This is a genomic window from Telluria sp. LT2P80, from assembly GCF_059685955.1.
The window spans coordinates 246,338-269,356 of the sequence record NZ_JCASIO010000008.1 but is presented as its reverse complement, the minus strand read 5'-3'; the positions used below and the strand labels follow the sequence as shown (position 1 = coordinate 269,356).

25 protein-coding genes are annotated in these 23,019 nt (G+C 63.7%); 6 read left to right on the top strand and 19 right to left on the bottom strand.

What is annotated here, in order from left to right; all coding sequences use genetic code 11:
* The first annotated feature begins 88 nt into the window (after positions 1–88).
* Positions 89–2,059 carry a peptidase U32 family protein gene (locus tag AC56LW_RS20085; RefSeq protein ID WP_499637075.1) on the top strand — a complete coding sequence of 657 codons (1,971 nt, stop codon included), beginning with the start codon at positions 89–91 and terminating at the stop codon, positions 2,057–2,059.
* A gap of 158 nt (positions 2,060–2,217) precedes the next feature.
* Positions 2,218–2,952 carry an SDR family oxidoreductase gene (locus tag AC56LW_RS20080; RefSeq protein ID WP_499637073.1) on the top strand — a complete coding sequence of 245 codons (735 nt, stop codon included), beginning with the start codon at positions 2,218–2,220 and terminating at the stop codon, positions 2,950–2,952.
* Positions 2,953–2,971: 19 nt separating this feature from the next.
* On the opposite strand, the gene AC56LW_RS20075 is transcribed toward AC56LW_RS20080, so the two are convergent.
* The 13 genes from AC56LW_RS20075 to mltG all read right to left on the bottom strand — a co-directional run bounded on the left by AC56LW_RS20075 (position 2,972) and on the right by mltG (position 12,515).
* Complete coding sequence (locus tag AC56LW_RS20075) at positions 2,972–3,670, bottom strand: glutathione binding-like protein (protein ID WP_499637071.1); 699 nt, start codon at positions 3,668–3,670, stop codon at positions 2,972–2,974.
* A 19-nt stretch (positions 3,671–3,689) separates the two neighbouring features.
* Entirely contained in the window at positions 3,690–4,289 is a 600-nt protein-coding gene (wrbA, locus tag AC56LW_RS20070) for an NAD(P)H:quinone oxidoreductase (protein WP_482898716.1), read from the bottom strand.
* A gap of 141 nt (positions 4,290–4,430) precedes the next feature.
* Positions 4,431–5,330, bottom strand: a complete 900-nt coding sequence (gene lpxO / locus AC56LW_RS20065; RefSeq protein WP_332532131.1) for a lipid A hydroxylase LpxO — start codon at positions 5,328–5,330, stop codon at positions 4,431–4,433.
* 189 nt (positions 5,331–5,519) lie between these two features.
* Positions 5,520–5,747, bottom strand: coding sequence for a DUF6139 family protein (locus AC56LW_RS20060; protein ID WP_499502180.1), 228 nt, complete (start codon positions 5,745–5,747; stop codon positions 5,520–5,522).
* A gap of 113 nt (positions 5,748–5,860) precedes the next feature.
* Positions 5,861–6,061 carry a hypothetical protein gene (locus AC56LW_RS20055; protein WP_332532133.1) on the bottom strand — a complete coding sequence of 67 codons (201 nt, stop codon included), beginning with the start codon at positions 6,059–6,061 and terminating at the stop codon, positions 5,861–5,863.
* 322 nt (positions 6,062–6,383) lie between these two features.
* Positions 6,384–7,298 (bottom strand): class I SAM-dependent methyltransferase, encoded by a 915-nt coding sequence (locus AC56LW_RS20050; protein ID WP_499637068.1) that lies wholly within the window; start codon positions 7,296–7,298, stop codon positions 6,384–6,386.
* A gap of 124 nt (positions 7,299–7,422) precedes the next feature.
* Entirely contained in the window at positions 7,423–8,091 is a 669-nt protein-coding gene (locus AC56LW_RS20045; RefSeq protein WP_499637066.1) for an ankyrin repeat domain-containing protein, read from the bottom strand.
* Between the two features lie 3 nt (positions 8,092–8,094).
* Positions 8,095–8,877 carry a TatD family hydrolase gene (locus tag AC56LW_RS20040; protein ID WP_499637064.1) on the bottom strand — a complete coding sequence of 261 codons (783 nt, stop codon included), beginning with the start codon at positions 8,875–8,877 and terminating at the stop codon, positions 8,095–8,097.
* A gap of 52 nt (positions 8,878–8,929) precedes the next feature.
* The gene (locus AC56LW_RS20035) at positions 8,930–9,448 is read right to left on the bottom strand and encodes a GNAT family N-acetyltransferase (protein WP_332532137.1); all 519 of its coding nucleotides are present in this window, start codon (positions 9,446–9,448) and stop codon (positions 8,930–8,932) included.
* Positions 9,449–9,483: 35 nt separating this feature from the next.
* A complete protein-coding gene (locus AC56LW_RS20030; protein WP_332532138.1) occupies positions 9,484–9,861 on the bottom strand; it encodes a PilZ domain-containing protein in 378 nt (125 codons plus the stop codon).
* A 10-nt stretch (positions 9,862–9,871) separates the two neighbouring features.
* Positions 9,872–10,888, bottom strand: a complete 1,017-nt coding sequence (locus AC56LW_RS20025) for a DNA polymerase III subunit delta' (protein ID WP_332532161.1) — start codon at positions 10,886–10,888, stop codon at positions 9,872–9,874.
* 2 nt (positions 10,889–10,890) lie between these two features.
* The gene (tmk, locus tag AC56LW_RS20020) at positions 10,891–11,499 is read right to left on the bottom strand and encodes a dTMP kinase (RefSeq protein WP_499637062.1); all 609 of its coding nucleotides are present in this window, start codon (positions 11,497–11,499) and stop codon (positions 10,891–10,893) included.
* A 14-nt stretch (positions 11,500–11,513) separates the two neighbouring features.
* Positions 11,514–12,515 (bottom strand): endolytic transglycosylase MltG, encoded by a 1,002-nt coding sequence (mltG, locus tag AC56LW_RS20015; protein ID WP_332532140.1) that lies wholly within the window; start codon positions 12,513–12,515, stop codon positions 11,514–11,516.
* Between the two features lie 112 nt (positions 12,516–12,627).
* Here mltG and ygfZ point away from each other — a divergent pair, with 112 nt between their 5' ends.
* The 3 genes from ygfZ to AC56LW_RS20000 are packed head-to-tail and all read left to right on the top strand — an operon-like array spanning position 12,628 to position 14,755.
* Complete coding sequence (gene ygfZ / locus AC56LW_RS20010) at positions 12,628–13,695, top strand: CAF17-like 4Fe-4S cluster assembly/insertion protein YgfZ (protein WP_499637060.1); 1,068 nt, start codon at positions 12,628–12,630, stop codon at positions 13,693–13,695.
* Positions 13,696–13,697: 2 nt separating this feature from the next.
* Positions 13,698–14,003, top strand: a complete 306-nt coding sequence (locus tag AC56LW_RS20005) for a DUF4936 family protein (RefSeq protein ID WP_499637058.1) — start codon at positions 13,698–13,700, stop codon at positions 14,001–14,003.
* Positions 13,994–14,755 carry an NRDE family protein gene (locus AC56LW_RS20000; protein ID WP_499637056.1) on the top strand — a complete coding sequence of 254 codons (762 nt, stop codon included), beginning with the start codon at positions 13,994–13,996 and terminating at the stop codon, positions 14,753–14,755. Before AC56LW_RS20005 ends, AC56LW_RS20000 begins: the two co-directional genes overlap by 10 nt.
* Positions 14,756–14,775: 20 nt before the next feature.
* Here AC56LW_RS20000 and AC56LW_RS19995 read toward each other — a convergent pair whose 3' ends face one another.
* From AC56LW_RS19995 to AC56LW_RS19985, 3 genes are read right to left on the bottom strand one after another with little or no spacing between them, the layout of a single operon-like run.
* A complete protein-coding gene (locus AC56LW_RS19995) occupies positions 14,776–15,684 on the bottom strand; it encodes an SDR family oxidoreductase (RefSeq protein WP_499637054.1) in 909 nt (302 codons plus the stop codon).
* A 34-nt stretch (positions 15,685–15,718) separates the two neighbouring features.
* Entirely contained in the window at positions 15,719–16,501 is a 783-nt protein-coding gene (locus tag AC56LW_RS19990) for an SDR family oxidoreductase (RefSeq protein ID WP_499637052.1), read from the bottom strand.
* A gap of 25 nt (positions 16,502–16,526) precedes the next feature.
* Entirely contained in the window at positions 16,527–16,829 is a 303-nt protein-coding gene (locus tag AC56LW_RS19985) for a Dabb family protein (protein WP_499637051.1), read from the bottom strand.
* A gap of 223 nt (positions 16,830–17,052) precedes the next feature.
* On the opposite strand from AC56LW_RS19985, the gene AC56LW_RS19980 reads away from it, so the two are divergent.
* A complete protein-coding gene (locus AC56LW_RS19980) occupies positions 17,053–18,756 on the top strand; it encodes an MFS transporter (protein ID WP_499637049.1) in 1,704 nt (567 codons plus the stop codon).
* Between the two features lie 63 nt (positions 18,757–18,819).
* Here the strand turns inward: AC56LW_RS19980 and AC56LW_RS19975 are convergent, their stop codons facing one another.
* The 3 genes from AC56LW_RS19975 to AC56LW_RS19965 form a co-directional block, all read right to left on the bottom strand.
* The gene (locus tag AC56LW_RS19975) at positions 18,820–20,910 is read right to left on the bottom strand and encodes a 3-hydroxyacyl-CoA dehydrogenase NAD-binding domain-containing protein (RefSeq protein ID WP_499637047.1); all 2,091 of its coding nucleotides are present in this window, start codon (positions 20,908–20,910) and stop codon (positions 18,820–18,822) included.
* Between the two features lie 103 nt (positions 20,911–21,013).
* Positions 21,014–21,211: a YqaE/Pmp3 family membrane protein gene (locus AC56LW_RS19970; protein ID WP_258834116.1), complete on the bottom strand. Its 198-nt coding sequence runs from the start codon at positions 21,209–21,211 to the stop codon at positions 21,014–21,016.
* Between the two features lie 73 nt (positions 21,212–21,284).
* Positions 21,285–22,952, bottom strand: coding sequence for a 3-(methylthio)propionyl-CoA ligase (locus AC56LW_RS19965; protein ID WP_499637045.1), 1,668 nt, complete (start codon positions 22,950–22,952; stop codon positions 21,285–21,287).
* Between the last annotated feature and the right edge of the window lie 67 nt (positions 22,953–23,019).

Sequence of the window (23,019 nt, the reverse complement as noted above, 5' to 3'; positions counted from 1 at the left end):
TCGCGTCGACCGGCGCTGCAACGTCGCGGCACATGACGGCAGCGCGCCGACTGGCTATAATCCCGGTCTTCGCATCGAAGGATTCCCCATGTCATTGCTAGCCCACGAGCTTGAACTGCTGTCGCCCGCCAAAACCGCCGAGATCGGGCGCGAGGCGATCCTGCACGGCGCCGATGCCGTCTATATCGGCGGCCCGGCATTCGGGGCGCGGCACAATGCCAGCAACCCGCTCGAGGACATCGCCGGGCTGGTGCAGTTCGCGCACGCCTACCGGGCGCGCATCTTCGTGACCATGAACACGATCATGCACGACAGTGAACTCGAGCTGGCACGCAAGCAGATCTGGCAGCTGTACGAGGCCGGCGTCGATGCGCTGATCATCCAGGACATGGGCTTGCTCGAGCTCGACCTGCCCCCGATCCAGTTGCATGCCAGTACCCAGTGCGATATTCGTGGGCCAGAGAAAGCGAAATTCCTCGCCGACGTCGGTTTTTCGCAACTGGTGCTGGCGCGCGAATTGACGGTCGAGCAGATCCGCAAGATCCACCAGGTGACCGACACCCCGCTCGAATACTTCGTGCACGGCGCGCTGTGCGTGGCGTATTCGGGCCAGTGCTATATCTCGCACGCCGACAACGGCCGCTCGGCCAACCGGGGCGACTGCTCGCAGAATTGCCGCCTGCCCTACACGCTCAGCGATGGCCAGGGCCGCGTGGTTGCGTTCGACAAGCACCTGTTGTCGATGAAAGACAACGATCAGAGCCGCAACCTGGGCGCGCTGGTCGATGCGGGCATCCGCTCGTTCAAGATCGAAGGCCGCTACAAGGACATGGGATACGTGAAAAACATCACGGCCCACTACCGTCTGCTGCTCGACGAACTGCTGGACCAGCGGCCGGAATTCGTGCGCGCCTCGAGCGGCCGCACGCGCGTCATGTTCACGCCGGATGTCGACAAGAACTTCCACCGCGGCCATACCGAGTACTTTGCGCAGGGCCGCCTGACCGACATCGGCGCGTTCGATTCGCCGAAGTACGTGGGCGTGGAGCTGGGCATCGTGGCGCGCCTGAATGGCGACAGCTTCGATGTCGTGACCAGCGCGCCGATGGCCAACGGCGACGGCCTGAACTATATGTACAAACGCGACACCGTCGGCATCCAGGCCAACAAGGCGGACAAGCTTGGCGACGAGGCCGATGGCCAGCGCTGGCGCGTGTATCCGAACGAGCCGATGCAGACGCTGGCAGGCCTGAAGGTCGGCACCGTCATCCACCGCAACCGCGACCACGGATGGGAAGCGACGCTCAACAAGAAATCGTCCGAGCGCAAGGTGGCGCTGGAACTGGTCCTCAGCGAACAGCCGGATGGACTGCGCCTGGACATCATCGATGAGGACGGCATCGCGTCGCATGCAGCGGCAGCAATTGCCCTGCAGCCGGCGACGCAGGCCGCGCAGGCCGATGCCTCGCTTCGTTCGAGCCTGGCCAAGCTGGGCAACACCATGTTCGAGGCCGGTCACGTGGAGCTCAAGCTGAGCCAGCCGTGGTTCGTGCCAAGCGCGGCGATCAATGCGTTGCGGCGCGACGCCATTGCGGCGCACGAAGCGGCGCGCCTGGCGGCCTGGCAGCGGCCCGAGCGCAAGTCGGCGACCACGCCACCGCCGGTGTATCCGGACGTGCAGCTGAGCTACCTGGCCAACGTGTACAACGACAAGGCGCGTGCGTTCTACCAGAAGCATGGCGTGCAGCTGATCGACGCCGCGTACGAGTCACACGAGGAAGCCGGCGAAGTCTCCTTGATGATCACCAAGCACTGCCTGCGCTTCTCGTTCAACCTGTGCCCGAAGCAGGCCAAGGGCGTGCAAGGCGTGCAGGGCCAGGTGAAGGCCGAGCCGATGACGCTGGTCAGTGGCGAAGACCGCTACACGCTGCGCTTTGACTGCAAACCGTGCGAGATGCACGTGGTGGGCGCGATGCGCTCGAACATCCTGAAGCAGCCGCCACCATCGGCCGTGTCGTACACGCCGTTGACGTTCCATCGCCAGCGGCCGCGGGCCTGACCGGCTGCTGACGGCTTATTATTGTCAACCTAACGGCGCCTGCGGGCGCCGTTGTTCATTTCCGGAGGATCGTGCAATCGATGCCGAGGTTTCGGCATGGGCAACGCCACGCCCGATGCCCATACTTGCGCCACTGTCAACACACCAGGGAGCACAGCATGGAACACGCATCGAAAGTCATCCTCATCACGGGCGCCAGCAGCGGCATTGGTGAAGCTACCGCCCGTTTTCTCGCCGCACAGGGGCACCGCGTCGTCCTTGGCGCGCGCCGCGTCGAGCAATTGGTCGCGCTGGCAAGCGTGATCCGGGCTTCGGGCGGCACTGCCGACGTCGCCCGGCTCGACGTCACCAGCATGGAAAGCATGACGGCGTTCGCCGACTTCGCGCTCGACTGCCATGGCCGGATCGATGTCCTCGTCAATAATGCGGGCGTCATGCCGCTGTCGAAACTCGACGCTTTGAAGATCGATGAATGGAACCAGATGATCGACGTGAATATCCGCGGCGTGTTGCACGGGATTGCTGCCGTGCTGCCCGGCATGCAGACGCGTGGCAGTGGTCAGATCATCAATATCGCGTCGATCGGTGCCTATGCGGTCAGCCCGACAGCGGCAGTGTATTGCGCGACCAAGTTCGCCGTGGCAGCGATCACCGAGGGCTTGCGGCAAGAGGTCGGCGGCGCGATCCGCGTCACGCTGGTGTCGCCTGGCGTCGTGGAGTCGGACCTGGCCGAGTCGATTTCGGACTCTGCTGCGCGCGCCGCGATGCGCGAGTTTCGCAAGGTGGCGATCAAGCCGGAAGCCATTGCACGGGCGATCGGGTTCGCGATCGATCAGCCGGCCGACGTGGATGTCAGCGAGCTGATCGTACGGCCCACGGCCAGTCCTTATTGAGGCGGATTTGCCGGCTTGATCATGCCGGGATCTTGAGCCCTTTTTGCACGGTTGGGCGCGCGAGGAATGTAGCGAGCGCGGCCGACACGTGCGGGCAGTTCTCGATGCCGACCAGATCCCCTGCTTCGTAGAAATTCAGCAGGCCATTAATCCAGGGGAAGATCGCGATATCGGCGATCGTGAATTCGTCGCCAGCGATCCAGGCATGCTGCGCCAGTTGGCCCTCGATCACGCCCAGCAGGCGACGTGACTCGTCGGCGTAGCGGTCGCGGGGGCGCTTGTCCTCATAGTCCTTGCCGGCAAACTTATGGAAAAAACCGAGCTGGCCAAACATCGGCCCCACGCTGCCGATCTGGAACATCACCCACTGGATGACCTGATAGCGCGCGGCCGGGTCCTGAGGCATGAGCTTACCGGACTTGTCCGCCAGGTAGATCAGGATGGCGCCCGACTCGAACAGCGGCAGCGGCTGGCCGCCGGGGCCGTCCGGGTCGATGATCGCCGGGATCTTGTTGTTCGGGTTGAGCGACAGGAAGGCCGGCGCATGCTGTTCGTCCTTCGCGAAGTCGACCTTGTGCACTTCGTACTGCATGCCGATCTCTTCCAGCATGATCGGAATCTTGACCCCATTGGGCGTCGGCATCGAGTACAGCTGCAGCCGGTCCGGATGCTGCGCCGGCCATCGTTGCGTGATGGGGAATGCGGAGAGATCGGTCATGGTGATGGCGCCCGCCCGATCAGCCGAACAGCTTGGCGGCGGTCTCGGCGATCAGCTTGCCCTGGTGGCGCGCACCGCCCAGGTCGATCTCGCTTGGCTGACGCTCGCCCTTGCCACCGGCAATCGTCGTCGCACCGTACGGGCTGCCGCCGGCGACTTCGTCGAGCGTCATCTGCTGCTGGTAGCTGTATGGCAGACCGACGATGGTCAGGCCCAGGTTCATCAGATTCGTGATGATCGAAAACAGCGTGGTTTCCTGGCCGCCGTGCTGGGTGGCCGTCGATGTGAAGGCGCCGCCGACTTTGCCGTTCAGGGCGCCACGCGCCCACAGGCCGCCGGTCTGGTCGAGGAAGGCCGCCATCTGGCTCGGCATGCGGCCGTAGCGCGTTGGTGCGCCGATGATGATCGCGTCGTAGTGCTCCAGCTCATCTACCTTCGCGATGGGCGCAGACTGCTCCAGCTTGAAGTGGCCGTTCTTGGCGATGTCTTCGGGGACGGTTTCAGGGACGCGCTTCACGTCGACCGTTGCACCGGCACCGCGTGCGCCTTCCGCCATTGCATTGGCCATCGTTTCAATGTGACCGTAGGTCGAGTAATACAGAACCAGTACTTTTGCCATGGACTTCTCCGATAGGTGAAAACAGAAAAGCCATTGTAGCGAGATCGGCAAAGATGCCGGTTTCGCTACAATGGCTTGTCGTGTCGTCTCTGACGTGTCGTCTCTGACGTGTCGTCTGACTATCGGCGCGGTTGGCGTACGTCAGATCCAGTAAATGAATGCAGCCAGTGCGATAACCAGCGCCACGCGCGTGATGTTGTACGCGGTCTTGTTCCACGCCTTGAAACGGCGGCGGTACTGGCCCATGTAGAACGAAATGCGGAACAGCTTGCTGACCAGGCCCACCTGGTCGCCCGTTTCGTTGGGCGATGCGGCGGCCGTCATCAGGTTGCGGCCGAGCCAGCGATTCACGCTCTGCATCCAGCGATAGCGCATCGGGCGCTCGACATCGCAGAACAGGATGATGCGGTCGCTGTCGCTGCCATTGATCGCCCAGTGGATATAGGTTTCGTCAAACACGACGCCCTGGCCATCGCGCCAGCTGTGGCGCTCGCCATCGACTTCGATGAAGCAGCGGTCATCGTTTGGCGTGGCCAGGCCCAGGTGATAGCGCATCGAGCCGGCAAACGGATCGCGGTGCGGATTGAGCTTGCCGCCAGGTGGCAGCTCGGCGAACATCGCGGCCTTGACGGACGGGATCGACTGCAGCAGCGCATAGGTCTGCGGGCACAGGCGCTCGGCCGACGGGTGGCTGGCGTCATACCATTTCAGGTAGAAACGCTTCCAGCCATTCTTGAAGAAGGAATTGAAACCGGCATCATCGTTCTGCTCGGCAGCCTTGATCTTTTTGAGCGCGAGCATGCTCTCGGCTTCGGCGCGGATGATCGGCCAGTTCTCTTGCAGGCGGGCCAGTTCGGGGAATTCGGAGAGCGGTGTAAACGGCGTATTGGGTACGCGCGAAAACTTGTGCATGAAGATATTGATCGGCGCCATGAACGACGAGTGATCGAAAATCTGGCGACGAAACGGTAGACGGACTCGGCCGCGGAAATGGATGTGCAGGATCGATAACACGTAAAAACCGACGACAACCCACTTCATACCATCCTCCATCCCAGTCCATCGCGTGGCTGGCTTGCTTGATCAAGGACGCAGAATACCACAACGGCTATGGGGCCGTTGCGGGCGGGCCAGGTTCTCAGGGAGAGATGCCGGCCCATCGGCAAGGGGCGAATTGCGCGCTTGCCGATGGAGGAGAGTTGACGGGCGTGAGGGCCCGCCGGCGAAATCTTAGTGCGTCACCGACGTGATCGCGTACCCTTTTTCAGCGATCTGGTCGCTCAGGTGTTCGATGTCGAAATCCTTGATCGCATCGGTGTTGTCTTCCACCTCGTAGCCCTGGGCTTCGACTTCCCAATCGGTGTTGGTGGCTTCTTCAGGAATGCTTTTCGATTCCGGGACGGCCAGGTACGAAAACTTGCCATCATGTTCAGCTCGGCGATAGATATCCAGGCGCATATTATTTCCTCTATTTAATGTTTGCTTTCGAATGAAAGCGAGCATCTTCACAGTAGAAGATCGCGCTCGACGCGTCTGTTAATTGCCCAACACTCAGTCATGCCATAACGTCATCAGCGACCCGGTTGCTGCCCCAATACCCGCGCAGGCAGCATGACAATGGCTTTGAGCAGATTGAACACGGCATCGACACCGATCCCTAGCAGCCTGAACGGCAGCAGCAACAGCCACACGACCGGATAGATCAGCAGCGCCAGCAACGCAATCGGCCAGCACACCATCAACAGCAGCACCCACACCAGAAAACTCAGCATATTGCCTCCACGTTGACCATGAAGGCACTTTACCGGCCACCATCTTCAACAGGCCACCCCCATCCGACGCATGGTCATTTCCCCGGCACGAACGGTCGCCTACCCCGATAAACGGCCCAGGCAATAGCCATAAGGCTCAATCCAAACAATTAGGGTCAGTGTCGAATTATTGAGCAACTGATTGACTGAAGTTGGCAAACAATTCGACACTGACCCTATCTATCCGTCGAGCAATGACCCATCAATTGGGGTCAGGGTAGAATTATTGAGCAACTGATTTACTGAAGTTGTCAAACAATTCGACACTGACCCTGGTTGGGGGTTAGGCGTATTCGGGGATTTGTTCGGTGACGGATTGGGTGACGACGTCGGCCTGGATCGAGGCTTGCAGGGATGGGATCGAGCCGCCGGCGCGGTAGGCGAAAGACAGGCGCAGCAGGTCGCCGGCTTTGACGGTGATGGGCGCGTAGAGCGGCAGCGTCATGTAGTGGTTCAGCCAGTCGATCGTGGTGGCTTGCTCCTGCACGATGGCCAGGACGTTTTTCGTCACGAAGCGCATGGCGTTCAGGGTGCCGGACTGTTCGATCAGGACCGAGCCTTCCCAGGCGATCAGGCTGTCGACCGGTTGGCCGAAGTCGATGATGCTGTAGACGGCGGGCTGCGACAGCTCGATGGTGCCGGGCTGGACGACGCCGGTTTCCTGGAACTGGACGATCGGGGCGTAGAAGCCGTCGAAATCGTATTCCTGCTGGAGCGGCTGGACAGCCATGATGACGGCTTCCGGCATGAACAGCGGCAGCGGGCCGCCGAATTTGGCCAGGTAGCGGCGCTTGAACGATTCGATCACTTCGACCTGTTTTTCACGCAGCATGCCGACGTGGATCATTTCGCAGATGACAACATCGACCGGCTCCGGTGGCAGGTAGTCGAATGCGTCGGCGTGGACGACTTCGACTTTGTGGCCGTTCGGGTTCATGGCCAGGAAACGGCGCGCTTCGCGCACCATGTCAGGGTTGTATTCGACGCAATAGACTTTCGATGCTTTTTGCGCCGCGAAGAACGACAGCACGCCCGTGCCGCCGCCCAGTTCCAGCACCTTGGCGCCGGGGAATACCGAGTAGTGGATGGCGGACTTGAAGCTGTGCATCCGGTTCTGGTCCATCAGCATATTGTGATGGTAGTGGACTGGAATGAACTGCCCCAGGTAGCAGCTTTCGATTTCGCGTTCGTTCAGCATGATTATCCTCGTCGTCCTGTGTTGTGGGACCGTAGGACTATTATGGATACTCTTTCCTGCGCGCAATCTGTCGAGGTGAGGGGCAAATAACGTCCAATTCAATCCGGACGCCGTTCGCCACTCTTTACCGGCCGGACAGCAGTCCGGCCAGTTTGTCGTGCCCGGCCTGCTTTGCCAGCTGGGCGGCGGTGAAGCCTTCGGTATTCTTCAGGCCCGCATTCGCGCCCTTGGCCAGTAACAGGCGCACGATTCCATCCTGTCCCTCGCGCGCCGCCATCATCAACGGCGTCACGGCGCCGGACGGGCGCGGCGACAGCGCATCGAGCTTCGCGCCACGCTCGATCAGCAGTTGCGCGATCGCGGCGTCGCCGCTGGCGGCTGCGTAATGCAGCGCTGTCCAGCCGGGCTGGTTGACCTTTGCGCCCTTGTCCAGCAGCGCGCGCACGGTGTCGCCATCACGCTTGAACGCTGCCATCATCAGTGCCGTGTTGCCGTTGACTGCCTTGCGTTCCAGGTCGGTGCCCGGATGCGCCAGCAGATCCTGCACGACCGCCGTCGAGCCTTCGCGGATCGCCAGTACCAGCGCCGGCTCGCCACCCAGCGGATTGAGTTCGTTGGCGTTGACGATCGTGCCGACCATCTTGCGCACGGTGCTCGCATCGTCCATCTGCACGGCGCGGAAGAACGACGACACCTGCTTTTCATTCGGCGCCTGGGCAGCGATGGCACCGACGGCCACCACACTCAGCACACCGCCCGCGCACACGCGCACCATCGAACGAACAATCCGCATGCGTCAGCTCCTGGCTGTCTGGAACAGGTTGAAGAAGTTCCCGCTCGTCTGCGTCGCGACATCGCGCAGCGACACGCCCTTGAGCGTGGCGATGTACTCGGCCACATGCGCCACATACCCTGGCTCGTTCATGCGGCCACGAAACGGCACCGGCGCCAGATACGGCGAATCGGTCTCGATCAGCATGCGCTCGAGCGGCACGGCCAGCGCCACTGCCTGCAGATCCTTGGCGCTTTTAAACGTGACGATGCCCGAGAACGAGATATAGAAGCCCTGCTCCATCGCCGCCTGCGCCACTTCCAGCGACTCGGTGAAACAATGCATCACGCCCGCCACGCCACCGGCGTCGGTGCCGGCGCCCTCTTCCTTCATCAGGCGGATCGTGTCTTCGCTGGCGGCGCGCGTATGGATGATCAGGGGTTTACGCGTCTCACGCGACGCGCGGATATGCACGCGAAATCGCTCGCGCTGCCATTCGAGGTCACCCTTGAGGCGGTAGTAATCCAGGCCCGTCTCGCCGATGGCGACGATCTTCGGATGGTCCGCCAGGTCGACCAGCTGCTGCACGGTCGGCTCAGGGGTCTCCTCGTAGTCGGGATGCACGCCGACCGAGGCAAAGATATGCGGATACTGCTCGGCCAGCGCGAGCACTTGCGGAAAGTCCGGCAGGTCGACCGACACGCACAGGGCATGCGTGACCTGGTTCTCGGCCATTTTGGCCAGCACCTCGGGCATGCGGGCGGCCAGTTCCGGAAAATTGATGTGGCAGTGGGAATCGATAAACATCCCGCCATTGTACGCGAGGCGCCCGGCCGCAGCACGGGCGCAGCCTACGCGCTCAGGCCACCCGCTTGCCCAGAATGATCAGATCTCGCTCGATGCCATCGAGGTTCGCCACGCGCGGGAAGTTGGCCCAGGTCTCGAACCCGTACTTACCGAACAGCGCCAGGCTCGGCGCATTGTGGCCAAAGATGAAGCCCAGCAGCGTGTGCACCTTGACCTCGGGCGCGAACGCGATCGCCAGCTCCAGGCAATAGCGCCCCAGGCCCTGGCCGCGCGCGCTTTCGGCGATATAGATCGAGACTTCGGCCGTGCCCGAATACGCCGGCCGGCCATAGAAGTTCGAGTACGACAGCCAGCCAATGACGGCCGGCTGCTCGCTCGTATCGAGCGCATCGTGGATCACCCACAGCGGGCGCCGGTCGGGCGTGTGCTCGTTGAACCAGGCTTCGCGCGACTGCACCGATACCGGTTCGGTATCGGCCGTCACGTCGCGCGAGGCGATGGTGGAATTATAGATATCGACGATGACCGGCAGGTCGTCGCGTCGTGCCAGGCGATGGACGTAGGAAGGCATGCAGCAGGGATGGGTTAGTTACAAAATTTGGTGAGTTACAGAGTATGGGTGGCGCGCGACGAACGCAGCGCGGCGCCGAGAATTTCTTCGATGCGCTGGCGGGCGCGCTGGCCCGATTCGTCGGCCGGGAAATGCACGCCGATGCCTTGCGCCTTGTTGTTATTGGCGCCCGCCGGCGTGATCCAGGCGACGGTGCCGGCAATCGGGTATTTGTTCGGGTCGTCCATCAGCGCCAGGATCAGGTAGATCTCGTCGCCGATCTGGTAGGGCTTGGTGGTCGGGACGAACATGCCGCCATTGCGCAGGAACGGCATGTAGGCCGCATAGAGCGCTGCCTTTTCCTTGATCGCCAGCGACAGCACGGACGGCCGCGGGGCCTGGGCTGCGGTTGCATCTGGCGGATTGGCGCTCATCGTGGTCCTCTCATGTACAGCAGCCAGTGTACTCAAGCAGCATGTCCTCGACAAATAATTTTGCCGACAGCGGATGATCGGCCACTGCGCGCCGCTCGTTCATGGCCTTGATCGCGCGCAGCAGGCTGTTCGTCTGCGCCCGGCCGGCCAGCGCCGCCAGCTCTTTCTGGTAGCGCGGGTAGTAGCGGATCTTGCCCGACAATTTGTACGAAAACACATCGTACAGCCAGCGCTGGGTCCACGCCACCAATGCCGGCAGCTCGGCCTTGGCCAGCTTGTCGGCCGCGCGCAGCGCCGCATCCGGCGCCGGGCGCGCCAGAAACGCGAGCAGCACGTCGAGTTCTTCGCGGCTGCCGTGTGCCGACGCGGCCAGCGCCGCCAGCGGCGCCCCGCCCTGCTCGCGCAGCCAGCTGTCGGCATCCGGCACGCTTTGCGCGTTGAGCCACGCCAGCGCGTCATCGTGCGACGGCATCGGCAGCGCAAACTTGCGGCAGCGTGACAGTATCGTCGGCAGCAGCCGGTCCAGGCTATTGGACGACAGCAGGAACACGGTGCCCGGTGGCGGTTCTTCCAGCGTCTTGAGCAGCGCGTTCGAGGCCGGTGTATTGAGCGCCTCGGCCGGATACAGCACCACGACGCGCAAGCCCTGGCGGTGCGTCGAGATATTCATGAAGTCGGCCAGCGCGCGGATCTGCTCGATCTTGATTTCTTTCGACGGCGCCTTGGTCGACTTCGATTTCCGATCGCCGTCGCCTTCCTCGTCGCCCGCGCCCGGTTCGTCCTCGAGTGCTTCGGGCCGCACCCGGCGGTAATCGGGATGGTTGTGCTGGGCAAACCAGCCGCACGATGCGCAGACGCCGCACGCCTGGCCGTCCGGCCGGGCGTTCTCGCACAGCAGCGCCTGGGCAAACGCTTCGATGAAATCGGCCTTGCCGGTGCCGGCCGGGCCGTGGAACAGGATCGCGTGCGGCATGCGCGCGCGCAGCGCCTGCAGTTGCGTCCAGGCGGCGCCCTGCCACGGATACATCGTCACAGCAGGCGCTCCAGGACATCCGCGAGTTCGCGCTGGATCGCCTCGATGCTGCGCGTCGAATCGACGACCACGAAGCGCTGCGGGAACTGCGCCGCGCGGCGCAGGTACTCGGCGCGGCACCGGCCAAAGAATTCAGCCTGCTCGCGCTCGAACTTGTCGAGCGTGCGCGAGGCCGCAAGCCGTTCGCGCGCCACGTCGAGCGGCACGTCGAACAGCAGCGTCAGGTCCGGCTGCAGCGCTGGATGCACCCATGCCTCGAGTGCTTCCATTTTCTCGCGCGACAGGCCGCGGCCACCGCTCTGGTACGCGAAACTGGCATCGGTGAACCGGTCCGACAGCACCCAGTCACCCTGCGCCAGCTGCGGCGCAATCACCTGCGCGATATGTTCGCGGCGGCTGGCGAACATCAGCAGCGCCTCGGTCTCCAGATGCATCGTTTCGTGCAGCAGCACGTCGCGCAGCTTTTCGCCCAGCGGCGTGCCGCCCGGCTCGCGCGAGGCGACAACGGTCTTGCCGTGCGTTGCAAGAAAATCGGTGACGAAACCGATATGGGTCGATTTTCCGGCGCCGTCGATGCCTTCGAACGTGATGAACTTGCCCTGCATGGAACAACTTTCTGTCATTGGGTGGTGATCCCGCGCTGGTAGCGATTCACGGCGCGGTTATGGTCCGGCAGATTGCTGGAGAACTGGCTGGTGCCGTCGCCGCGCGAGACGAAATACAGCGCCGGCGTCTCGGCCGGCGCGAGCGCCGCCTGCAGCGATTGCAGGCCGGGCAGCGAGATCGGCGTGGGCGGCAAGCCGCCGCGCGTGTAGGTATTGTACGGCGTGTCGGTCAGCAGGTCCTTCTTGCCGATCTTGCCGACGAACGCGTCGCCCATGCCGTAGATGACGGTCGGATCGGTCTGCAGCAGCATCCCGGTGCGCAGGCGGTTGACGAACACGCCGGCAATCATCGTGCGTTCGCTCTTCTGCCCCGTTTCCTTCTCGACGATCGAGGCCATGATCAGCGCCTCGTACGGCGTCTTGTACGGCAGCTCCTTGTTGCGCTTTTCCCAAGCTTCGTTCAGGTGATCCAGCATGGCCTGGTGCGCGCGGCGGTAGATCTCGATCTCGGACGAGCCCTTCGCGAACAGATAGGTATCGGGGAAGAACAGGCCTTCCGGATCCTTGTACTCGGTCGAGATTTTCGCCATCAGTTCGGCGTCGGTCAGCTTGACGGTATCGTGCTTCAGGCGCGTGTGGCTGCTGATCGCCTGGCGCATCTGCTTGAAGCTCCAGCCTTCGATGATCGTCACGGCTTCTTGCGCGAATTCGCCGCGCACCAGTTGCGACAGCAGGCGGCGCGGCGATGTGTTCGGCTTGAGTTCATAGCTACCAGCCTTGATGCGGCCCGCGTCGCCCGTCAGGCGCGCCAGCAGCACGAACAGCGTCGGGTTGACGGGCACGCCGGCGGCGGCCATCTGCTGCGCGCTGGCGGCCACGCCACTGCCGGGGTTGATCGAAAATTCAATCGGGGCACCGGGGACGGGCAAGGCCTGCTTAGTCCACCAGGCAAAGCCGCTGGCGGCGGCGACGGAAACGATGACGCCGGTAACGAGTAATTTTTTTATCAGTGCCATGTCTTTGCGCGGTCAACGTGCGAAATGGACCGCGCCCGGCGCGATTTTCCACACAACTCTATAATGAGGCCGTAATGATAAAGCCTAATTGCCTAAATATTAGCGGATTTTGATGACGACCCAGACAGACATCCAGAACACGCCTTCGCCAGCATCCGGTCACGACCAGCTCGCGGTCGCCGCGCAGGCCATCGAGACTGGCCCGCAGCTCACGCTCGACGACGTCACCGCCGGCTTCATCGCGACGGTACGCGACCAGGGCCTGATCGCCGTGAGCGGTGACGACGCTGCCAAATTCCTGCACACGCAACTGACCAACGACGTCGAGCACCTGACAGCAACGGACGTGCGCTTCGCGGGGTTCTGCACGCCGAAGGGCCGCCTGCAGGCAAGCTTCCTGATGTGGCGCGACGTCGATGCCGTCTATCTGCAACTGCCGCGCGCGATCCAGGCGCCGCTGCAGAAACGGCTGTCGATGTTCGTCATGCGCTCGAAGGCCAAACTTGTCGATGCAACCGAAGCGGCGCCATTCGCCACGGTGCTCGGCCTGGGCGGCGCGCGCGCACAAGCGGCGCTCGGCCAGATCGTGTCAACGCTGCCGGCCACGCCGATGACCAAAACGGATGGCGCGTTCGGCACCGTGCTGCGCCTGAACGATGCGTTCGGCGCGCCGCGCTACCTGTGGCTCACGTCCGCCGAGACGGCAAGTGCTGCACTGTCCGCATTGGGCACGCAGCTCGCCGTCGGCGGCGACCAGGCCTGGCAACTGGCGACGATCCACGCGGCCGAGCCGCAGGTGGGCCCCGCCACGCAGGAACAGTTCGTCCCGCAGATGATCAATCTGGAGCTGCTCGGTGGCGTCAATTTCAAGAAGGGCTGCTATCCAGGCCAGGAAATCGTCGCACGCACCAAGTACCTCGGCAAGATCAAGCGCCGCGCTGCGCTGGCCCGTATTGACGACGCGGGTGCACGCGCCGGCGACGAAGTCTTTTCGTTGCTCGACCCGAGCCAGCCATGCGGCATGGTCGTCAACGTCGCGCCCAACGGCATCGGCGGCGCCGACGCGCTGGTCGAAATCAAGCTGGCGCAGCTGACGGAAGACGTGCGCCTGGGTTCGGCCACCGGTGCGCGCGTAAGCTTCCTGCCAATGCCGTACAGCCTCGACGCGATCGACGACTGACGATGGCCGATTTGTCCGTCTCCGACCTGTACGTGTATTACAAGGTGCGCGACGCCGACACCGCGCAACTGGCCCCGCTGGTGCGCGCGATGCAGGCAGCCCTCGTCGCCAGCGAAGGCGTGAGCGTACAGCTCAAGCGCAGGCCCGGCAACCAGGATGGCCTGCAAACCTGGATGGAAGTCTACCCGTCCGTCCCCTTTGGCTTTGACGCCGCGCTCGCGCGCGCCGTCGACGAAGCCGGATTCGAATCCTTGCTCGCCGGCCCGCGCCGTGTCGAAGTCTTTACGGAGTTGCCGCCATGTGCCTGATCGTCTTTGCATGGCACGTCGTCCCTGGCGTGCCCGTTATTGCCGCCGCCAACCGCGATGAATTCTATGACCGCCCGGCCCTGCCCGCCGCGCCCTGGCCCGAACATCCGCACGTGATCGCCGGACGCGACCTTCAAGGCGGCGGCAGCTGGATGGGCGTGTCACTCACGGGCCCCAACGGCCCCCGCTTTGCCGCGTTGACCAATATCCGCAGCCCGGGCGAACGTCAGCCCGATGCGCCGACACGGGGCGCGCTGGTGGCCGACTACCTGGCGGGCGAGCTCGATGCCGGCGCCTACGTCGCGCAGCTCGCGGCGCAGCCGGACCACTACAACGGCTACAACCTGGTGCTGGGCGACGGCGAGACGCTGTACTGGTACTCCAACCGCGGGCAACACGACCCGCGCAACGGGCAGCCGCTCGAGCGTGGCCGGATCTACGGCATCTCGAACGGCCTGCTCGACGCGCCGTGGCCCAAGGTGCTGCGCACGAAAGCGCAGTTCGCGAGCCTCTTGTGCCAGGGCGCGCCGGAAGACGCGTACTTTGAAATGCTGGCCGACACGACCCGTGCACCCGATCTGCGGTTACCCGAGACGGGCGTGCCACTCGAGATGGAGCGGATGCTGTCGTCGGTCTGCATCGAGTCCGAGGAGTACGGCACGCGCACGTCGACGGTCGTCAAGCTGTACCTCAACGGCGCGCCCGACCTGCACGAGCGCGTCGTGGTGCCGGGCGAGCAGGTCGAAGCCTGACGCAGTAAACGTTTGGCCGCTTAGCGGCGGCCCTTCAGGCCCGCCTTCAGGATGTCGCGAAGGTGCGGCGTGGCCGCATACGGGTCCGGCGGCTGCCGGCCATGTACGAGCGCATCGGCATGCTCGGCCACGGTGCCCAGCGCCTGCGGATGCGAGAATACATAAAAGCGCTCGGCGCGGATGGCATCGAACGTCAGTTGCGCCACCTGCGCCGCGGACACCTTGCCCGAGCCGACGGCTTTCTCGGTCAGTGCCTGCGCCGCCAGCTGGCTGGCCGTCATGATCTCGTCGGTGCGCAGTTCGTCCGGCCGGTGCCGGTGCGACTGCGCGATCTGCGTCGGGATGAAGTACGGGCACAGCACCGACGTGCCGATCGGCGCATCGACCAGCTTGAGGTCGTGATACAGCGTTTCGGTCAGGGCCACCACCGCATGCTTGGACACGTTGTACAGGCCCAGAGCCGGTGAATTGATCAGCCCCGCCATCGACGCCGTGTTGACGACATAGCCCCGGTACGCAGGATCCTTGGCCGCGCATTCCAGCATCACCGGGATGAACGCGCGCACGCCGTTGACGACGCCGTACAGGTTCACGCCCAGCACCCACTCCCAGTCTTCCTTCGAATTTTCCCAGATCAGGCCACCAGCGCCAACGCCCGCATTGTTGAACACCAGGTGCACCGCGCCGAAGCGCGCCATCGCCGAATCGGCCAGCTCCTGCACGTGCGCGCTCTTGCGCACATCGCACACCATCGCGATGACCTCGGCGCCGCCGTCCATCAATTCCTCGGCAGCTTTCTCGAGCGGCTTGCGCTGCACGTCGCCCAGCACCAGCTTCATGCCCAGGCTGGCCGCCATGGTGGCAAACTCGCGGCCCATGCCACTGGCCGCGCCCGTGATGACCGCGACCTTGCCTTTGAAATCATCCATCGTCTTGTCCTTTGACCGAACGTTGAGACAACCGTCAGACAGCAGTCACGCCGCCATCGACCGCCAGTATTTGTCCCGTGATGTGCTTGCCGGCGTCGGAGGCAAACAGCACCACCGCGCCTTTCAGGTCTTCGTCGTCGCCCAACCGGCCCAGCGGCGCAGCGGCTGCCAGGCCTTCGGCGCCGTAGGCGGCCAGCACGCCCTTGGTCATCTTCGATGGGAAAAAGCCGGGCGCGATCGCATTGACCGTGATGCCATGGCGGCCCCATTCGCCTGCCAGCGTGCGCGTGAAGTTGACCACCGCACCCTTGGACGTGTTGTAGGCAATGGTCTGCATGGCGTGCGGTGGGTTGCCCGACAGGCCGGCAATCGACGCGATATTGACGATGCGCCCGTAGCGGCGTGGGATCATCGACAGCTTGCCGACCGCCTGCGCCACGAGGAATACCGAGCGCACGTTCAGGTTCATGACCTTGTCCCACGCCTCGAGCGGATAATCCTCGGCCGGTGCGCCCCAGGTAGCGCCGGCATTGTTGATCAGGATATCGACGTGACCCAGGCGCGCCAAGGCCGTCTCGACCAGACTTGTTGCGTGCGCCGGGTCGGACAGGTCGCCCGCAAAGCAGCTCGCCTCGATGCCCAGATCGTGCAGCCGGGCGACGGCGGCGTCGAGTTCTTCCTGCTTGCGCGACGTGAGGATCAGGCGCGCGCCCTGCTCGCCCAGCGCCTGCGCCATCTGCAGGCCGAGCCCGCGCGAGCCGCCGGTGACGATGGCGGTCTTGCCCTCCAGTGAAAACAGTTGCTGCGTGGTGCGCATATGGCCTCCGGTCAGAACGGCGGGGTCAGACTTCGTAATCCATGCACTGGCGGCCTTCGCGGATCGCGCCGATGAAGGGCATCACAGCCTGGTGCACCGGGTGGGCGACATACGCCGCCAGCGCTGCGCGGTCGGCAAATTCGGAATACAGCACGATATCGTAGGTCGCTTCGAGGTCGGGCTGGGCCAGTGTGACTTCGAACGTGATGATGCCGGGGACGATCGCGGCGCATTCTTCGAGCCGGCGTTTCATCTCGCGTGCATTGGTTGCGCGGTCCGCGCCTTCGGCCTCTTCCTTCAGCTTCCACATGACGATGTGCTTGATCATTCGTTCTCCTGTTGTATGCATCGTGGGCAGCATTGCCTGCCCTTCGCAACCAGTATAGCGACCGCATGACCGTTCGCCAAAACCGTACAAAAAACATATTTACACCAAGGGGATCCGGCCACCCTTTTTGCAAGATTCGCGTAAGGTTCGAGGCGCACATTGGGTTGGCTGACCAACAATCAGCCTTTCCGCTTAAACACAAAACAATGAACGGAGACCACCCATGGCCATCACACCCGGCAACACTGTCGGCGCCGTACCACCTCCCACCACCACCGCCGGCCTGACCAAGGAAGAGCGCAAGGTCATTGCTGCTTCCTCGCTCGGCACCGTGTTCGAATGGTACGATTTTTACCTGTACGGCTCGCTCGCCACGATCATCGCCAAGCAGTTCTTCATTGGCGACCCCAACACTACCTTCATCTTTGCACTGCTGGCCTTTGCCGCCGGCTTCATCGTGCGCCCGTTCGGTGCACTCGTGTTCGGCCGCCTGGGCGACATGATCGGCCGCAAGTACACGTTCCTGATCACGATCCTGCTGATGGGCGCGTCTACCTTCCTCGTCGGCATCCTGCCCAGTTACGCACAGATCGGCATCGCCGCGCCGATCATTCTCGTCACGCTGCGCATCCTGCAGGGCCTGGCGCTGGGCGGCGAGTACGGCGGCGCGGCAACCTACGTGGCCGAGCATGCGCCACACGGCAAGCGCGGCCTGTTCACGGCGTTCATCCAGACCACCGCGACGATCGGCCTGTTCCTGTCGCTGCTCGTCATCCTCGGTACCCGCACGCTGATCGGCGAAGAAGAATTCCAGGCCTGGGGCTGGCGCATTCCGTTCCTGATCTCGGTCGTGCTGCTCGGGATTTCGGTCTGGATCCGGCTGTCGATGAACGAGTCGCCGGCGTTTGCCAAGATGAAGGCCGAAGGCAAGACGTCGAAAGCGCCGCTGTCCGAAGCCTTTTTGAAACCGAAGAACGCCAAAATCGCTCTGCTGGCGCTGCTCGGCCTGACGATGGGCCAGGCCGTGGTCTGGTACACGGGCCAGTTCTACGCGCTGTTCTTCCTGACCAAGACGCTCAAGATTGCCGACCCGACGGCCAACATCCTGATCGCGATCGCCCTGCTGTTGGCCACGCCGTTCTTCATCATCTTTGGCGCGCTGTCGGACAAGATCGGCCGCAAGTGGATCATTCTGGGCGGCTGCGCGATTGCGGCGGCGACCTACTTCCCGATCTTCAAGGCCATCACGCACTACGGCAATCCGGCACTGGAAACGGCGCTGCGCACCGCGCCCGTGTTCGTCGTGGCCGATCCAGCGACCTGCAGCTTCCAGATCGATGCGACCGGCACGCGCAAGTTCCCGTCATCGTGCGATATCGCCACGCGCATGCTGACGGCCGCCTCGGTCAGCTACAACCGCATCGATGCGCCAGCCGGCACCGTCGCCACGATCAAGATCGGCACGACGGAGTTCAAGTCGTTCAACGCCGTCATGACGCCGGATAACCTGAACTTCAACGATGCCTCCAAGGCCAGCGAAGCGGCGCTCAAGAAAGAGGTCAACGGGGCGCTGGCCAGCGCCGGTTATCCGGAGAAAGCCGATCCGGCCGCGATCAACAAGCCGATGCTGGTCGTGCTGCTGTTCATCCTCGTGCTGTACGTGACGATGGTGTATGGCCCGATCGCGGCGATGCTGGTCGAGATGTTCCCGACCCGGATCCGCTACACGTCGATGTCGCTGCCGTATCACATCGGGAATGGCTGGTTCGGCGGGCTGCTGCCGACGACGGCGTTTGCACTGGTGGCGTTCAAGGGTGATATCTATTACGGCCTGTGGTACCCGATCATCATCGCCATGACCACGTTCGTGATCGGCGCGCTGTTCGTGCGGGAGACCAAGGACAACAATATCTACGCGAACGACTAGTCGTTTTGTTGTCTGCTTGATGCGTGGAAGGCAGCGCCGTCCACGCATCAAGCCGTTTTATCTTCAGGCGTTGAACGCGCCATTCGCCGCGGCCAGTTGCACCAGCAGCGGCGCTGGCGTCCACGCCTCCCCATTGCGCCCGCGCGCAAAGCCTTCGATTGCCGCCAGCACGGCCGGCAACCCGACCATGTCGGCATACAGCATCGGCCCGCCACGGTGCAGCGGGAAGCCGTAGCCGCTCAGGTAGACCATGTCGATGTCCGATGCCCGCAGTGCGATGCCTTCTTCGAGGATCTTCGCGCCCTCGTTAACCAGCGCGTACACGAGCCGCTCGACGATTTCAGCGTCCGCAATCGCGCGGCGCGCGACACCAATCTCGCCCGAATACTGCGTCACCATCGCGTCGACGGTGCCGGAAAGTGTGGCCGCCCGCGCGCCCGCCTGGTAGTCGTACCAGCCGCTGCCCGTCTTTTGCCCGAAGCGGCCCCGCTCGCACAAGAGGTCCGGCAGCTTCGAATAGGCAAAGTCCGGTGACTCGATCGCACGCCGCTTGCGGATATGCCAGCCGATGTCGTTGCCGGCCAGGTCGCTCATCCGGAATGGCCCCATCGCGAAGCCGAACGCCTCGATCGCGCGGTCGACCTGTTCCGGCAGCGCGCCTTCTTCCAGCAAGTCGTACGCCTGGCGCAGATACTGCTCGAGCATGCGGTTGCCAATGAAGCCGTCGCAGACGCCCGAGACCACACCCGTCTTCCTGAGTTTTTTCGCCAGCGCCAGCGCCGTGAGCAGGACGTCGGGGGCAGTCTGCGCGCCGCGCACGATTTCGAGCAGCTTCATCACGTGCGCAGGGCTGAAGAAATGCAGGCCGATCACGTCCTGTGGCCGGCCCGTGAATGCAGCGATGCGATTCACGTCGAGCGACGAGGTATTGGTGGCCAGGATTGCGCCCGGCTTCATCAGTTTGTCGAGTTCACGGAACACCAGCTCCTTGACGCCCATGTCCTCGAACACCGCTTCGACGACGATGTCAGCCTGCGCCAGCGCGTCATACGACAGCGTGCCGGTGATGGAGGCCATGCGCTGCGCCAGTTTGTCGGCCGTGAGCTTGCCCTTGGCGACGCTGCGTTCATACACGGTGCGGATGCTCGCCAGTCCCTTGTTGAGCGCTTCCTGCTTCGTCTCGAGGATCGTCACCGGGATGCCGGCATTGGCGAAGGTCATCGCGATGCCGGCGCCCATCGTGCCGGCGCCCACCACGGCCGCACTGGCAATCGGGCGTGGTTGGGTGTCGGGGGGCACACCCGGCACCTTGCCGGCGGCGCGCTCGGCAAAGAATGCGTGGCGCAGCGCCTTCGATTCAGGCGTCGTGGTCAGGTACATGAAGCGTTCGCGCTCGAACTGCAAACCGGCCTCGAACGAGTCAGCCGTGACTGACGCGGCGACTGTTTCGACGCACTCGCGCGGCGCCGGAAATGGCCCGGCCATCGCATCGACGCGGGCACGCGCCGCTGCCAGGAAGCCGGCGGCGTCCGGGTGGGCGACGGCGCGGTCGCGCACTTTGGGCAGCGGGCGCACGGCGGCAATGGATTCGGCAAACGCAATGGCAGCCGGCAGCAGGTCGACGTCCGCATCGAAAACACGATCGAACAGCGCCGTCCCGGCCAGTTTGTCTGACAACACTGGCGCGCCAGTAAGGATCATGTCGAGGGCCTTTTCCAGGCCCAGCATGCGCGGCAGGCGCTGCGTGCCGCCCGCGCCCGGCAACAGGCCCAGCTTGACTTCGGGCAGCGCGATCTGCGCACCGGGCGCCGCGACGCGGTAATGGCAGCCCAGCGCCAACTCAAGGCCGCCGCCCATGCACACGCTGTGGATTGCGGCAACGACCGGCTTGGCAGCGCCTTCTGCGGTCGCGATCAGCGTGTGCAGCGTGGGCTCGGTGAGCGCTTTGGGGGACGTGAATTCCCGGATGTCGGCGCCGCCCGAGAACGCCTTGCCGGCGCCGGTGATCACGATGGCTGTGACGGCCGGGTCGGCTTCGGCCTGCCGGATGCCGGCAACGGCTGCCGTGCGGGTCGCCAGGCCAAGGCCGTTGACGGGGGGATTGTGCAGCGTGATGACGGCAACGCTGCCGTGCACCTGGTAGTCGGCGCTCATGTCGATTTCGTCTCCTGAAAGTGGGAATGACCGAGCTTCCAACTATACCGCAAAGAAACGAACGAACGTGTTATTCGGGCACGCCAGGCTGGTGATTACCCGTTCAGAATTGGCCGCGCTGGCTCGCCTCAGCGATCTTCTTGTCGGTCTTGTACTCGTTCAGCGCATACACGGCCCAGATCGCGGCGGGCAGCCAGCCGACCAGCGTGATTTGCAGGATCAGGCAGATGACGCCGGCAATCGGACGGCCGATCGTGAAGAACGTCAGCCACGGGAAAATGAGGGCGATAAGCAGGCGCATGGGAATTCCTGTGAGTAGAAGATTGTTAAAAGTGACACAACTTTACCCGCCCGGCGTGAAATGCGGCGCACAGCTATGTTTCGCTGCCCTGCGCCGATGGCAGGCGATGCCGGGCATACGTCTCGCGCAACCGGTTCTTCTGGATCTTGCCGGTGCCGCCGACGGGCAAGCTGTCGGCGAACACGACGTCGTCCGGCGTCCACCAGCGCGCGACCTTGCCGTCGAACCAGCTGATCAACGCGTCGCGCGTGACGTTCATGCCGGGCCGGCGCACGACCACCAGCAGCGGGCGCTCGTCCCATTTCGGGTGCGCGACGCCGATGCAGGCGGCCTGCAGCACGGCCGGATGCGCCATCGCCACGTTTTCCAGGTCGATGGTGCCGATCCATTCGCCGCCGGACTTGATCACGTCCTTGCTGCGGTCCGTGATCGCCAGATAACCGTCGGCGTCGATGGTGGCCACGTCGCCCGTCGGGAACCAGCCATCGACCAGCACATTGCCGCCCTCCTCGCGGAAGTAGCCGGAGACGACCCACGGCCCCTTCACCAGCAGATGGCCATACGTCACGCCATCCCAGGCCAGTTCGGCGCCAGCGTCGTCGACAATTTTCATGTCGACCCCATAGATGGCGTGGCCCTGCTTGCGCAGCACGGCGCGCTGCGCCTCCGGTGACAGTGCCTGATGCGCGCTGTTCAATGTGCACGCTGTGCCCAGCGGCGACATCTCGGTCATGCCCCAGGCATGCACGACCTCGATGCCGAAACGGTCCATCAGCGTGTCCATCAGCGCCGGCGGGCAGGCAGAACCGCCGATCACCGTGCGGCAGAACGTGGAGAACGCCAGATCGTGCTCGATCACGTGGTTGACCAGGCCCAGCCAGACCGTGGGCACGCCCGCCGAGAACGTCACGCCCTCGCCTTCGAACAGGTCGTACAGCGAGCGCCCATCGAGCGCCGGCCCGGGAAACACCAGCTTGGCGCCCGACAGCGGCACCGAGTACGGCAAGCCCCACGCGTTCACATGGAACATCGGCACCACCGGCAGCACGACGTCGCGCGACGATACATTGAGCGCATTCGGCATGGCCGATGCATACGCATGCAGGACCGTCGAGCGGTGCGAATACAGCGCGCCTTTCGGGTTGCCGGTCGTGCCGGACGTGTAGCACAGGCTGGCGGCCGAGCGTTCGTCGAACTGCGGCCACGCGTAGTCGTCGCTGTGCGCGCCGATCAGGTCTTCGTAGCACAGCAGCGTGTCAATCCCACTGTCACGTGGCAGCGCCGCGCTGTCGCACAGGGCCACCCAGGCCTTGACGCCCGTGCAGGTGCGCGCAAGCGCAGCGACAATCGGCAGGAAGGTCAGGTCGAAGAACAGCACCTGATCGTCGGCGTGGTTGACGATATAGGCGATCTGTTCTGCGTGCAGACGGGGATTGATCGTGTGCAGCACGGCGCCGGAACCCGAGACGCCGTAATACAGTTCCAGGTGCCGGTAGCCGTTCCAGGCCAGCGTGGCCACCCGGTCGCCCATGGCGATGCCAAGGCTGTCCAGCGCATTGGCCAACTGGCGCGAGCGGGCGGCCGCATCGCGCCAGGTGTAGCGGTGCAGGTCGCCCTCGACGCGGCGCGAGACGATGTCGCCATCGCCATAATGGCGCGCGGCGAATTCGATGATGCCGGAAACCAGCAACGGTGCATCCATCATCTGGCCTTGCAGGGGACTCATCGGGTAATCAGGCATGTGGGCTCCGGAATCGTAGGGTCATAACACTCAGCAGCAACGTCGAAAGTGTCGTGTGCTATGCGGC

Excerpts from the sequence above, each read along its gene's own strand:
- AC56LW_RS20085 (WP_499637075.1), top strand. The coding sequence starts at position 89 with ATGTCATTGCTAGCCCACGAGCTTGAACTGCTGTCGCCCGCCAAAACC.
- AC56LW_RS20080 (WP_499637073.1), top strand. The coding sequence starts at position 2,218 with ATGGAACACGCATCGAAAGTCATCCTCATCACGGGCGCCAGCAGCGGC.
- AC56LW_RS20075 (WP_499637071.1), bottom strand. The coding sequence starts at position 3,670 with ATGACCGATCTCTCCGCATTCCCCATCACGCAACGATGGCCGGCGCAG.
- wrbA (WP_482898716.1), bottom strand. The coding sequence starts at position 4,289 with ATGGCAAAAGTACTGGTTCTGTATTACTCGACCTACGGTCACATTGAA.
- lpxO (WP_332532131.1), bottom strand. The coding sequence starts at position 5,330 with ATGAAGTGGGTTGTCGTCGGTTTTTACGTGTTATCGATCCTGCACATC.
- AC56LW_RS20060 (WP_499502180.1), bottom strand. The coding sequence starts at position 5,747 with ATGCGCCTGGATATCTATCGCCGAGCTGAACATGATGGCAAGTTTTCG.
- AC56LW_RS20055 (WP_332532133.1), bottom strand. The coding sequence starts at position 6,061 with ATGCTGAGTTTTCTGGTGTGGGTGCTGCTGTTGATGGTGTGCTGGCCG.
- AC56LW_RS20050 (WP_499637068.1), bottom strand. The coding sequence starts at position 7,298 with ATGCTGAACGAACGCGAAATCGAAAGCTGCTACCTGGGGCAGTTCATT.
- AC56LW_RS20045 (WP_499637066.1), bottom strand. The coding sequence starts at position 8,091 with ATGCGGATTGTTCGTTCGATGGTGCGCGTGTGCGCGGGCGGTGTGCTG.
- AC56LW_RS20040 (WP_499637064.1), bottom strand. The coding sequence starts at position 8,877 with ATGTTTATCGATTCCCACTGCCACATCAATTTTCCGGAACTGGCCGCC.
- AC56LW_RS20035 (WP_332532137.1), bottom strand. The coding sequence starts at position 9,448 with ATGCCTTCCTACGTCCATCGCCTGGCACGACGCGACGACCTGCCGGTC.
- AC56LW_RS20030 (WP_332532138.1), bottom strand. The coding sequence starts at position 9,861 with ATGAGCGCCAATCCGCCAGATGCAACCGCAGCCCAGGCCCCGCGGCCG.
- AC56LW_RS20025 (WP_332532161.1), bottom strand. The coding sequence starts at position 10,888 with ATGTATCCGTGGCAGGGCGCCGCCTGGACGCAACTGCAGGCGCTGCGC.
- tmk (WP_499637062.1), bottom strand. The coding sequence starts at position 11,499 with ATGCAGGGCAAGTTCATCACGTTCGAAGGCATCGACGGCGCCGGAAAA.
- mltG (WP_332532140.1), bottom strand. The coding sequence starts at position 12,515 with ATGGCACTGATAAAAAAATTACTCGTTACCGGCGTCATCGTTTCCGTC.
- ygfZ (WP_499637060.1), top strand. The coding sequence starts at position 12,628 with ATGACGACCCAGACAGACATCCAGAACACGCCTTCGCCAGCATCCGGT.
- AC56LW_RS20005 (WP_499637058.1), top strand. The coding sequence starts at position 13,698 with ATGGCCGATTTGTCCGTCTCCGACCTGTACGTGTATTACAAGGTGCGC.
- AC56LW_RS20000 (WP_499637056.1), top strand. The coding sequence starts at position 13,994 with ATGTGCCTGATCGTCTTTGCATGGCACGTCGTCCCTGGCGTGCCCGTT.
- AC56LW_RS19995 (WP_499637054.1), bottom strand. The coding sequence starts at position 15,684 with ATGGATGATTTCAAAGGCAAGGTCGCGGTCATCACGGGCGCGGCCAGT.
- AC56LW_RS19990 (WP_499637052.1), bottom strand. The coding sequence starts at position 16,501 with ATGCGCACCACGCAGCAACTGTTTTCACTGGAGGGCAAGACCGCCATC.
- AC56LW_RS19985 (WP_499637051.1), bottom strand. The coding sequence starts at position 16,829 with ATGATCAAGCACATCGTCATGTGGAAGCTGAAGGAAGAGGCCGAAGGC.
- AC56LW_RS19980 (WP_499637049.1), top strand. The coding sequence starts at position 17,053 with ATGGCCATCACACCCGGCAACACTGTCGGCGCCGTACCACCTCCCACC.
- AC56LW_RS19975 (WP_499637047.1), bottom strand. The coding sequence starts at position 20,910 with ATGAGCGCCGACTACCAGGTGCACGGCAGCGTTGCCGTCATCACGCTG.
- AC56LW_RS19970 (WP_258834116.1), bottom strand. The coding sequence starts at position 21,211 with ATGCGCCTGCTTATCGCCCTCATTTTCCCGTGGCTGACGTTCTTCACG.
- AC56LW_RS19965 (WP_499637045.1), bottom strand. The coding sequence starts at position 22,952 with ATGCCTGATTACCCGATGAGTCCCCTGCAAGGCCAGATGATGGATGCA.